The organism is Marinobacter sp. bablab_jr008, assembly GCF_016464145.1.
Lineage (GTDB): Bacteria > Pseudomonadota > Gammaproteobacteria > Pseudomonadales > Oleiphilaceae > Marinobacter > Marinobacter nauticus.
The window spans coordinates 187,283-197,676 of record NZ_JACDWW010000051.1 but is presented as its reverse complement, the minus strand read 5'-3'; the positions used below and the strand labels follow the sequence as shown (position 1 = coordinate 197,676).

The 10,394-nt window shown below is 53.5% G+C and carries 11 protein-coding genes and 1 pseudogene; 4 read left to right on the top strand and 8 right to left on the bottom strand.

Annotation, left to right across the window (positions count from 1 at the left end):
• Nucleotides 1-23: 23 nt before the first annotated feature.
• The 3 genes from JIF53_RS19585 to JIF53_RS06310 form a co-directional block, all read right to left on the bottom strand.
• Complete coding sequence (locus tag JIF53_RS19585) at nucleotides 24-152, bottom strand: hypothetical protein (RefSeq protein ID WP_266096870.1); 129 nt, start codon at nucleotides 150-152, stop codon at nucleotides 24-26.
• 34 nt (nucleotides 153-186) lie between these two features.
• The gene (locus JIF53_RS06315) at nucleotides 187-414 is read right to left on the bottom strand and encodes a hypothetical protein (protein ID WP_228285482.1); all 228 of its coding nucleotides are present in this window, start codon (nucleotides 412-414) and stop codon (nucleotides 187-189) included.
• A 128-nt stretch (nucleotides 415-542) separates the two neighbouring features.
• Nucleotides 543-1,202: a DUF2959 domain-containing protein gene (locus JIF53_RS06310; RefSeq protein ID WP_199452084.1), complete on the bottom strand. Its 660-nt coding sequence runs from the start codon at nucleotides 1,200-1,202 to the stop codon at nucleotides 543-545.
• Nucleotides 1,203-1,559: 357 nt separating this feature from the next.
• On the opposite strand from JIF53_RS06310, the gene JIF53_RS06305 reads away from it, so the two are divergent.
• On the top strand, nucleotides 1,560-1,853 hold the full coding sequence (locus tag JIF53_RS06305) for a type II toxin-antitoxin system RelE/ParE family toxin (RefSeq protein ID WP_044628576.1): 294 nt from the start codon (nucleotides 1,560-1,562) through the stop codon (nucleotides 1,851-1,853).
• A 14-nt stretch (nucleotides 1,854-1,867) separates the two neighbouring features.
• Nucleotides 1,868-2,191: a HigA family addiction module antitoxin gene (locus JIF53_RS06300; protein WP_199452083.1), complete on the top strand. Its 324-nt coding sequence runs from the start codon at nucleotides 1,868-1,870 to the stop codon at nucleotides 2,189-2,191.
• Between the two features lie 42 nt (nucleotides 2,192-2,233).
• Here JIF53_RS06300 and JIF53_RS06295 read toward each other — a convergent pair whose 3' ends face one another.
• On the bottom strand, nucleotides 2,234-4,540 hold the full coding sequence (locus JIF53_RS06295) for a TOTE conflict system archaeo-eukaryotic primase domain-containing protein (RefSeq protein WP_206769508.1): 2,307 nt from the start codon (nucleotides 4,538-4,540) through the stop codon (nucleotides 2,234-2,236).
• A 79-nt stretch (nucleotides 4,541-4,619) separates the two neighbouring features.
• Nucleotides 4,620-5,372, bottom strand: coding sequence for a hypothetical protein (locus tag JIF53_RS06290; protein ID WP_199452082.1), 753 nt, complete (start codon nucleotides 5,370-5,372; stop codon nucleotides 4,620-4,622).
• Between the two features lie 72 nt (nucleotides 5,373-5,444).
• Between JIF53_RS06290 and JIF53_RS06285 the strand changes: the two are divergent.
• A pseudogene (locus tag JIF53_RS06285) lies at nucleotides 5,445-6,170 on the top strand (hypothetical protein); the annotation flags it as partial.
• On the top strand, nucleotides 6,163-6,441 hold the full coding sequence (locus JIF53_RS06280; protein WP_199452080.1) for a hypothetical protein: 279 nt from the start codon (nucleotides 6,163-6,165) through the stop codon (nucleotides 6,439-6,441). The pseudogene JIF53_RS06285 and the gene JIF53_RS06280, both read left to right, overlap by 8 nt.
• 230 nt (nucleotides 6,442-6,671) lie before the next feature.
• Here the strand turns inward: JIF53_RS06280 and JIF53_RS06275 are convergent, their stop codons facing one another.
• The 3 genes from JIF53_RS06275 to yidC all read right to left on the bottom strand — a co-directional run bounded on the left by JIF53_RS06275 (nucleotide 6,672) and on the right by yidC (nucleotide 10,393).
• Entirely contained in the window at nucleotides 6,672-7,076 is a 405-nt protein-coding gene (locus JIF53_RS06275) for a hypothetical protein (protein WP_199452079.1), read from the bottom strand.
• A 170-nt stretch (nucleotides 7,077-7,246) separates the two neighbouring features.
• The gene (gene mnmE / locus JIF53_RS06270) at nucleotides 7,247-8,617 is read right to left on the bottom strand and encodes a tRNA uridine-5-carboxymethylaminomethyl(34) synthesis GTPase MnmE (protein WP_199452078.1); all 1,371 of its coding nucleotides are present in this window, start codon (nucleotides 8,615-8,617) and stop codon (nucleotides 7,247-7,249) included.
• Nucleotides 8,618-8,689: 72 nt separating this feature from the next.
• Nucleotides 8,690-10,393 (bottom strand): membrane protein insertase YidC, encoded by a 1,704-nt coding sequence (gene yidC / locus JIF53_RS06265; protein ID WP_199452077.1) that lies wholly within the window; start codon nucleotides 10,391-10,393, stop codon nucleotides 8,690-8,692.
• Nucleotide 10,394 lies beyond the last annotated feature (1 nt).

The window sequence follows — 10,394 nt, the reverse complement described above, 5'->3', positions numbered from 1 at the left end:
CCGTTAACTTCCTATGGCTTCCTTCAGACCCCACCGTTGGCCAGTGACGCCCTTGCCAGTCGGATTGTCTTCCCCTCAGTCGGGGTGACGCCATCTTCTTTCAGATGGCCGGGTTTGCCAGCTTCGCCGGGCAAACGAAAAGGGGAAGCCATCGGCTTCCCCTCCTGCAACAGAGCGACGCTTTGATCAGAGACCGTACTTGGTCTCAATAGCCTCATAGATGCCGTTGTTCTTGATGGTTTCCAGGCCCTGATTCAGTTTCTGGATCACCTCGTCCGGCGTTTCCATGTTCATGGCCAGGTACAGTTCGGTCTTGTTGAACGAATACACCGGAACCAAGCCTTCCACATCCTGCTGGGACGCAAAATAAGGCCCGGCCAACTGGTCTGCAATCCAGAGGGCCAACTTGCGCACGGGTTATCTCCTTTACCACGAATGACTTAGTCCGCTGCACAGGCAGCGGCACAACGAGACAGTGGTGGAGTTTACCCGAGCTTTTGACGTTGTTTTACAGATAAACTGTTTGTTTTCGTAAGGAACCGCTATTGCCGGAAACGCTGGATAAAGGCTTCCGATTCGGCAATGGAGGCTTCCATGTTGCGGATCAGGGTATCCACATCGCTGCGAATACGGCCCAGTTCATTTTCCAGCGCACCGATAGCCTGGGCATTCAGGTTGTGTTTCAGATACAGCATCTGATCCTCAAAGGCCTGCAGCACCGGCTCCATGCGCGCTTCGGCCTGATGCATCCGGCGAATCAGCTGGTCATACTGGCTGCGGGTTTCCCGCAGTTGTTGCTCGCTGCTCCGGCGCAGGGAGGCGCTTTCATACCGGTCCAGTTCGGCTTCCCATTCCTCAAACAGAGCCTGGGAAACATCTTCAACCGCATCGATGCGGTCACGTACCTCCTCGGCAGCGTCCTCACTGTCTTCATAGGCATCCCGGACTTCTTCGTATTTGGTCTTGAGCTCGGTATCCGGGGTATCCACCACACTCTGGAACCGTGCCAGGGATGAGCGGAAGGTTTCCTGTGCATCACTCTGGGCATCCCGCGCTTCGCCCACCCGGTCGACCAGAATATCGCGTTTTTCAAACCCCAGTTTTTCCATGGCGTTGTAGTAAACGGTACTGCAGCCAGACATCAGGACAGCGGCCATCAGAGCCATAAGCCAGGAAGTGGAGCGGGTAAGAGAGTTGGTCATGGTGAGTCCTTGTTATTTTCCGATACAGAATATATCAAATCGTTTAAAAACAATAGCTTGTAAATTTTTCGGAGCACAATCGGAGTGCAGAAATTTGCGAAAAAAAGTGTAACTATTGGCAAATTTCCTCTTCATCGGCTCCTGACGACCCAGTTTAAACTGGGATAAGTGGGAAACTGGGAGCCTTGTATACGCTTTTATCTCTATGAAATCAGTGCATTGAGATCGCTCTTTCAGCGCCTTCTGCCAAACAAAATTATAGTAACATCGTTTTCTAAACGGATCTGTTCTCATTTTGAACGGACTTGACGCACAACGTTATTGTGCATAGAATGATTAAAAAGCGATCAGGTAACTATGGCGGTTGAATTCAGGGATATATGGCTAGAGGCGTTCTACGACGAAGACCAAAGCCACAAGAAAATACCCAGTACTATTGAAGGCGCTCTGTTCAGAAAGATTCAGATTCTGGATGCCGCGACGCAGGAGTCAGACTTGAGGATTCCGCCGGGTAACCGTTTTGAACATTTGCAGGGAAACCTTTCTGGATGGTGTTCCATTCGGGTTAACAAGCAGTATCGCCTGATTTTTCGCTGGGAAGATGGCACCGCCCAAGATACATATCTAGACCCGCATGTATACAAGGGCTAGAGGAGGTTATGGTAATGAGGAATACAAAACGTCGTCCAGTGACCGTTGGCGAAATGCTGGTCACCGAGTTTCTGGAGCCGATGAACATCGAAATCAGTGAACTTGCCGAAGCAATGGGTGTGCACAGAAATACACTCAGTCGGATTGCGCATGACAAAGGCACGCTGACAGCACCTATGGCCATCAAGCTTGCAGCTGCTTTGGGGAATACGCCGGAGTTCTGGCTGAATATTCAGCACGCCGTTGAGTTATGGGATGTTCGTCATCGTGCCTATGAGCAGGAAGCGAAAAATGTGAAACGTGTAAAGCCTCATGTGCTGCCACTAAAGCAGGCCTGAAGCACTTTTTGTTTCAGCCATGTTTCCCCTTTCTTTGGAAAGTTACAGCAGCCGGGTTTGCTGATCGGATTGGAAAAACTGGTATCCCATCGCCTTATAACCTTTCTCGCGCTTTCGGAACATGCGTTCAAGCATTGGCAGGCTGTTGTCCAGGTAGTCGTAAACAGTGACTTTCTGCTTGCCGTCGGCATCCCGGTGAATCCTGCCAGCATACTGCGACAGTGTTCCTTTCCAGGCTATGGGCAGGGCCAGAAACAAAGTGTCCAGCCGGGGCAAGTCAAAGCCTTCACCAATGTATTTTCCGGTTGCAACAATAACCTGAGCTTCGTGTAGTTGCGATTCGGCAGCCCGGCGTTCCTTGACTCGCATCCCGCCACGCAAAACAACCGACGATATCGACTCAGCTTCCAACAATGTTGCCAGCGTCTCGGCATGCTCTCGTCGTTCGGTCAGCAAAAGACAGTTGGCCCCGTTTTGCACGCAGCGTAAGACATCCTGAACAATATCCTGATTCCGCGCAGTGCTCTGGGCGAGCCAACGGTAAACCGATGCTATGTGTGGTCGTTCACCATTATTCTGAAAAATGTCCGTCGGTGGCGTTTCATGACGTTCTCGAACGATGACACGCTGGACAAACTTAGACCCATGTTCAGGCCTGACTTTGTGACGAACGGGCCCCGCAACCATAAACATGATTTTTTGGTGGCCATCCTGACGGTCAGGCGTTGCGGTAAGGCCTACAACGTATCGAGCGCTGACTTCGTTAAGCAGCATTTCATAACGGGGAGCTGAAATGTGATGGCATTCATCGATGATGACCTGCCCGTATTCCCGGACTTTACTTGAGACCGTATTATCTTTCTTGTTGATCAGGCTTTGATAGGTGGCAACGTCGATCTGACCAGTAGGTTTCTTTTTGCCACCACCAATCACACCCACGGATGCACCCTCAATGAAGGTCTCCAGGCGCTCCTTCCATTGATCCAATAACTGACGACTGTGAGTTAGGATCAGCGTGTTTACCTGCCGCTTGGCGACAATGCCAATAGCGGTTACGGTTTTCCCGAAAGCGGTCGGAGCGTGAAGTATTCCGGTATCGTGATCGGCAAGTGCCGTCACAGCCTTTTTCTGTTCACGACGCAGCGTTGCTTTCAGGCTGACTTCCGGCAGCAACTGGCCAGGCATTCTGCGGTCATCGATTTCTACCGTTATTCCCTGTTCGCGCAACAATACCTGAAGATCATCGAAACAGCCTCTCGGTACCGAGATATAACCTTGCTCAATCCGAGCACAGGATATGTAACGAGGGATGCCATGAGTTGAAAATCGAAGTGCCTGGGTTTTGAAAAATACTGGATTGGCAAAGCTCGCCATGCGCTTTATTCGGGCCGCCAGTGTCCCTGGTATATCTGACAACTTCATATAAATGTGATTGGCCAGGGTAAGCGTGATGTTCTCGGGACATCCGGAAATTATCCCTGTATCGACCGGTAAAGCGTGTTCCCACGGCAACGCAACGTCTGCTATCGCATCGGAATCAGGCTCATTTCCAACCATATCTCGAAGCTGAGCCGGCGAAACGGTCTTTTGCTGACTAAGTAGCGCCCACTGATCCGGATACGGAGTTAGCTTATCGTCGACGAATACAGTACACCCACGACTTCGCGCCTCATGCTGAAGCGGAAGGGCAATCAAATTGCCAAATCCACCATCGGGCATCATATCCTGGTTGGGGAATAGCCGGTCATAAGAATCGAAGGACAGGCTCGGGTGGCATTCCATGGCTTTGTCCAGCAGCTTGAACCCCAAAGCCCTCGCGGACCAGGCCGGAACGGCGTCCGAAAAGAAGATCCATAGGTGGGCACCCGCACCCGACCGGGAGATCTCTACAAGATAAGGGACACCTTCATCACGACAAGCCTGGGCCAGCGCAAGAACGTCTGCCTGCCAGTTCTCCTTATCAAAATCCACAGCCAGCAGATAACAGGAACTGTCCCGCAACAAAGGGTATAACCCTGCGACATGTTTGCCAGACAGGTGGCCATACACTGCATCGAAATCCAGAGGCTTGAATTTTTTGTGCGGGCACTCGCCGCACTTGATCCGGGGTTTCTGACAGGTGCTCGGAACCCATTCATTTTCGCAGGCCACGGCATAGCCGGAACGGCCACTGGAACCCGTCCAGCGGACCGCATAGATATCCTGTCTGCCGCGAAAGAAACTCCGGAATAGCTCGGCCTTTTGATCGGGGGGCAATTGCACTGACTTGAATTGTTTTGCAGTTCGATGAAGCTCGTTTCTACGGGAAAGTAGGGCCGCTTTTTCCTTTTCAAGCTCAGATAACCTCAATGCGATGGCTGCAAGCTCTTCTTCTGTTTTGATATTTGCCCCCTACCCCTGAATCCGTCAAGCACGATGACCAAGCTTTTCAATCTTTGGCAGATCCTATCAGATATAGTTTCGTAGTCAGCAAAAACAATGACAGAGTTTTCGGCGTATCCCCCCAACTTCTGGATGGGTAACCGCCGATCGAAATCGTCAATTTTCCGGTTGGGTGATAGTCGTAGTCAGGTGGCCTTGGGTAGTGGTATCCGGTTCCCCAGCGATTCGGAGAACGTTGCCAGCGTTCAATTGCTTTTTTCTCTGCTGCGGTTACCTCATGCTTGCTCCTGGCGATATGCTCGCTGATTGCTATGGTCAACGACGTTTCGTCCAGTCCGATCAGGGTACGACTCTTTTCACGGTCCACCCAAACCTTCATACCCTGACGTTCAAGCGCTTTTATCAGTGTGTCGCCTATCGATAATGCTCTATCGATCACATCTCTAGTCACTTCGAAAGCAAAAATTTCTCCCGGCGCTGAACGCAGTCCTTTGTAGTTGTCCCATCCGGCTTTTTGCCTCAGTCGCTTGGATGCTTTCCTTATCAAAGGATGTGGAGATTCGAGCAGATCTGGCACATCAACAAAGCCTATACGTTCTTGGGCTGTTGTGGCTTTTTTCCGTGAGGCATCAGGATTATTGGGGTTATAAGTGCGTGATCGACTGAGAGGCAGGGAGTAATTTTCAAACTCCTTAGCGGTAGGAAGCGGAATTTTCTTCGGTGAATGTCCGGCGTTGATTTTTGCCCAGTACCCACGTGGCGGCAAAGGTATCTTGTCCTTGCGACAAACCTTTCCCAATGCAACACCGGATATCCCATAGCGCGGCGCAACTCTGTGCCCATACCTCACTTCGCGTAATTGCGGCGCAGCATCTACGATATGGACTTGCGGGATTCTGAGGATGGTACCCGCTCCTACAATAAAGGCATGTTGGTGCCATTACTGGATCTCGCCAGCCTGGCGACCTCATTCGATGCACCGCTTCGACATCTATCGGGTAGCCAGACGTTTTTGTTCAACGCTACCGACATCCTGATGACACCGGACAATCCATCGGCGAGACCAAGCCTGATGGGATGGATGCCTGCGTCGATGGCCACTTCAGAGGCTCAGTCCTATGAGCAGTATGTAGATCTGGTTGACCAGGCCATCCGGCTAGCTGCCAATGATATGGCGTTGAGTGCCACCAAACTCAGTAACGTGGAAACGCCTGAGATTGACGGCCATCCACTGATGCTCTGGTCCATTGAAAGCATTGAGCATGGATGCGGTGCTGGTCAATGTGTGGTGGCATACAACATCAAAACGCCGAATCTCTGGAAGTCTCCGGCCTACGTGGAAGGCGCTGAGCCTGAAAGCTGCAACATTGCGGCCAATCATCCAGAGAATTATTCCCGCCTTGTTTTCCGGCAGTCAGGTGAGCAACTCAGCTTCCCTGTGGACGAGTTCTACCGCACGGTCAGTGGCGCCTTACCATCCTGGATGGTAGTGTATTTTACTCCCGGCACCGTCATCCAGGATGGCGAGCCGCTGCCGTACCCTGTGCTGTACGAGCAGGGACAGCGACTGATGTTCAAGGAGCCAGAACATGAGTGACTGGTATGATGAACTTGAGTTCGCGCTGTTGCCGCTTGAAGACGCCAAAATCGATAGCGACTGCATGACTGGTGTATCGATCTCCGGGCTGGGCGATGAGGACGAGCTCCCTCATGGCTTATTCCAGCCATCCAACTATCCTCGAGTACGATATCAAGGCACTTCGTGGCTGGTTTCACGCCTGGACACGGAGGATTTGAGGGCGATGAAAAATGATGCCTACAGCAAGGTGAAACTGCCATGGCTGGCCGGGCAAGCCTCTGCGGCCTGACCCCGGGCAAAGCTTGCATTTTCTCAGGTTCTGGTCGCTTCGAAGTAAAGAGCTATCGGGACTGAAACCATGGTGAGGGTGACAAAAATAGTAGCAGTGGGGCTCGCCGGGATCGGCGTTGTGGAGCTTGTCTTTAGGGGCACCGATGCAGCGCTTTACGCATGGTATCTCTTGCTCGTGCTCTGGGTGGTCGCACTGCTCATTCGCTTCGCACTGGCCGCAATCGATGCTTACAAGACGGTTTTCGCCAAGGGCAAGCGGTGCAGGTGATGACGGGTGGAGATCCAGATCGAATGGTTGGATTTGCTGCCCGAGGCCTTCTCGTCGGTCAACTGGTCGAAGTAATCGAAGAAGCTGGCAGACAGCTTGGTCCGGTCATCCAATCCATGTCGTGACGACTCGATTTCCAACAGCCGCTTTGCCCGGATGGCCTCAGCCTTCTGATTCACGGTCTTGTTGTGCTCACCCTCCGCCGGAAGGCGGGGTTTGTCGTAGAGGAACAGGTTCAGAGGCTCATATGAGCGCTTTTGCGCTCGAGAACTGTTCTGCCCTGTCTTGGAACCGTGATAGTAGACCAGTCGCAAGGCACGGTGGCCGTTCTTGTCTGGTTCACGTTTCTGGATAGTGATTTTCATGTTTTGCTCCTTTTGTGCTCCGAGTGCTCCGAAAACTTATACTCGGAGCACACACGGAGCAAGAGGGGACAAAACGGATCAAACTACCTGCAAAGACATAGAATAAATTTCGTTATAAAACAATGAGTTATTTGTATTTAATTGGATGCTTTTCGATCTTTTTGGCCGTTTCACTTCCCGATGCAAAAACTGCTGAATATCTTACCCAGAAGCTCATCCGGCGTCAGATGCCCGGTGATTTCCCCCAGGGCATCCTGAGCGGCCCGCAGATCTTCGGCCAGCAATTCGCCGGCGCCGTAACCTTCCAGCTGGGTCTGGCCCTGTAGCAGGGAATCCCGGGCACGTTCCAGGGCATCCAGGTGCCGACGCCGGGCCAGGAAGCCACCTTCGGTGGTACTGGCAAAGCCGATGCATTCTTTCAGATGCTCACGCAGAACCTCCAGGCCTTCCGCGGCTTTTGCTGCCAGGCGAATCACCGGGGCGGTCTGATGCGGCTCTGCGCTGATGCCAACGGGTTCGCCAGACAGATCCACCTTGTTTCGGATCACCGTCACCGGCGCGCTCCTCGGCAGTTGATCAATAAAATCCGGCCAGATTTCATGGGGTTCGGTTTTGTCGGTGGTGGTGGCATCCACCATCAGCAAAATACGGTCGGCCTGGCGGATTTCTTCCCAGGCCCGGGCAATACCAATCTGTTCCACTTCGTCAGGGCTGTCCCGCAGGCCGGCAGTATCAATAACGTGCAGCGGCATACCATCGATGTGGATATGTTCCCGCAACACATCCCGGGTTGTGCCCTCGATGGCGGTGACAATCGCAGCCTCCCGACCCGCGAGGGCGTTCAGCAGGCTGGATTTGCCGGCATTGGGCCGGCCGGCAATAACCACTTTCATGCCGTCCCGCAGAATGGTGCCTTGCTGGGCTTCACCGAGAATCTGCTGCACCTGCTCCAGCAGACCCTGCAAGTCAGAAGCAACCTTGCCATCGGCCAGGAAATCGATCTCTTCCTCCGGAAAATCGATGGCCGCTTCCACGTAGATGCGCAGATGGGTGATGGCCTCCACCAGGTTATCCACACGTTTGGAGAACACCCCCTGCATGGAACGCACGGCGCAGCGGGCCGCCTGTTCCGAGCTGCTTTCAATCAGATCTGCAATGGCCTCAGCCTGAGCCAGATCCAGCTTGTCATTGAGAAACGCTCTTTCGGAAAATTCACCGGGCCGGGCCAGCCGGGCGCCCAGGCTGCAGACTTCCCGCAACAGGATATCCAGGATCACCGTACCCCCATGGCCCTGAAGCTCGAACACATCCTCGCCGGTAAAGGAGTGCGGGTTCGGAAAGTACAGACCGATGCCCTCATCAATCAGCTCTCCCTGACGATCCCGGAACGGGCCGTAGTGGGCGTATCGGGGTTTTGGCTCAAAGCCCAGCATGGTGCGGGCAATGGCCATGGCCCTGGGTCCGGACACCCGGACAATCCCCACCCCGGCCTGGCCCGGGGCAGTGGCGATGGCGGCAATGGTGTCAGTCGCTGGCTGCATCTTGATTTTCCTGAAATAGAAATGACAAAGGCTCCACAAGGGAGCCTTTGTCAGGTCAGAAGCACTGTTAAATCAGTACTTCTTGCCTGCCGTTTCCGCTTCGATCTTGCGGGTAATGTACCACTGCTGGGAGATCGAAAGAATGTTGTTCACCAGCCAGTACAGAACCAGACCGGCCGGGAACCACAGGAAGAACACGGTGAAGATCAGCGGCATCAGCTTCATGATCTTGGCCTGCATGGGGTCCGGGGGCGTCGGGTTCAGGCTCATCTGGATGAACATGCTGGCCCCCATCAGGATTGGCAGGATGAAGTACGGGTCCATCTGGGACAGATCCTGAATCCACAGTATGAACGGCGCATGACGCAACTGGACACTTTCAAACAGTACCCAGTAAAGCGAGATGAACACCGGCATCTGCACCAGTATTGGCAGACAGCCCCCGAGCGGATTGATTTTCTCGCGCTTGTACAGCGCCATCATTTCCTGGGACATGCGCTGGCGATCGTCGCCATAGAGCTCTTTCAGCCGGGTCAGTTGCGGAGCGACCGCGCGCATTTTTGCCATGGAGCGATAGCTGGTGGCGGAGAGGTGGAAGAACACCGCTTTTACCAACACCGTCAGCAGGATGATAGCGACACCCCAGTTACCGACCAGACCATAGAACCATTCAAGAATGTAGAACAGCGGCAGGGAAATGAAGAACAGCCAGCCGAAATCAACGGTGCGATCCAGGTTCGGAGCCAGAGCTTCCAGCCGATCAATGATCTTGGGACCGACATAAGCAGTGGCGCCCACTTCTGCGGTCTCACCCGGTGCTACCGTCGTGGCAGGATAAACAAAGCCCATAACATGGAGATCGCCCCGTCGGGTGGTCTGGAACTGGGCTTTCTGGTCCCGCTCGGGTACCCATGCGGTCAGGAAGTAATGCTGCAGGAAGGCCAGCCAGCCATTAGTGACCGACTGATTGACGCGCTTCTCTGACAGATCCTCGAAATCGTACTTCTCATACGGATCTTCCGGGGTACTGATCACCATGCCCAGATAAGCCCGGATTCCCATGCTGGCCTGGGAGGTCGGATCCGGCGCCTGATCACGCACGATCTTGCCGGTGAAGTTACCTTGCCATGGGCTTTCTGAACGGTTGTCGATCAGGTAGCTGACATCAATCTGATAGCTGTTGCGGGCCAGATGATAGCGTTTGGTGATGGCTACACCGCTGTCAGTGGTGTACACCAGGTCGATGGTCAGTTCATCTTCCCCTTCCGCCAACTGGTAACTGCCGGTTTCTGCCTGAAATACCGGAGCTTCACCGGCCTGGCTGCCATCCGGGCCATCGCGACCGATCAGGCCGCTTTCCAGCAGATAGGTGCGGGTGCGGGTATTGGTCAGCAGTTTCAGTGGCTGTTCGCTGTCCAGAGACTCGTCGTATTGCAACAGGGAACTGTCAACCACATTACCGCCTACGCGGTCGATCTTCAGTTCGTAAACATCCGTGGTCACGGTAATAAAACGATCTGCCAGATCCTGATCGCTGTTGGCGGAGGTTGACGCCAGTGAGCCGGTCTCCGGCGTTGCAAACTCTTCACCGCCTGCGTTGTTATCCTCAGGCAGGATCATGTCATCGGTGCTGTTGGTAGCACTGCTGTCTGAGGAAGATTGCGCCTCGGCAACCTGTTCTGTTTGAGGCTGGTGATAATCCTCGTTCCAGGCAAGTACCATCAGGTAACTGACAATGGCGAGGCCGGCAAACAAAACGATGCGTTGAATATCCATA

Excerpts from the sequence above, each read along its gene's own strand:
- JIF53_RS19585 (WP_266096870.1), bottom strand. The coding sequence starts at position 152 with ATGGCTTCCCCTTTTCGTTTGCCCGGCGAAGCTGGCAAACCCGGCCAT.
- JIF53_RS06310 (WP_199452084.1), bottom strand. The coding sequence starts at position 1,202 with ATGACCAACTCTCTTACCCGCTCCACTTCCTGGCTTATGGCTCTGATG.
- JIF53_RS06305 (WP_044628576.1), top strand. The coding sequence starts at position 1,560 with ATGGCGGTTGAATTCAGGGATATATGGCTAGAGGCGTTCTACGACGAA.
- JIF53_RS06300 (WP_199452083.1), top strand. The coding sequence starts at position 1,868 with ATGAGGAATACAAAACGTCGTCCAGTGACCGTTGGCGAAATGCTGGTC.
- JIF53_RS06280 (WP_199452080.1), top strand. The coding sequence starts at position 6,163 with ATGAGTGACTGGTATGATGAACTTGAGTTCGCGCTGTTGCCGCTTGAA.
- JIF53_RS06275 (WP_199452079.1), bottom strand. The coding sequence starts at position 7,076 with ATGAAAATCACTATCCAGAAACGTGAACCAGACAAGAACGGCCACCGT.
- mnmE (WP_199452078.1), bottom strand. The coding sequence starts at position 8,617 with ATGCAGCCAGCGACTGACACCATTGCCGCCATCGCCACTGCCCCGGGC.
- yidC (WP_199452077.1), bottom strand. The coding sequence starts at position 10,393 with ATGGATATTCAACGCATCGTTTTGTTTGCCGGCCTCGCCATTGTCAGT.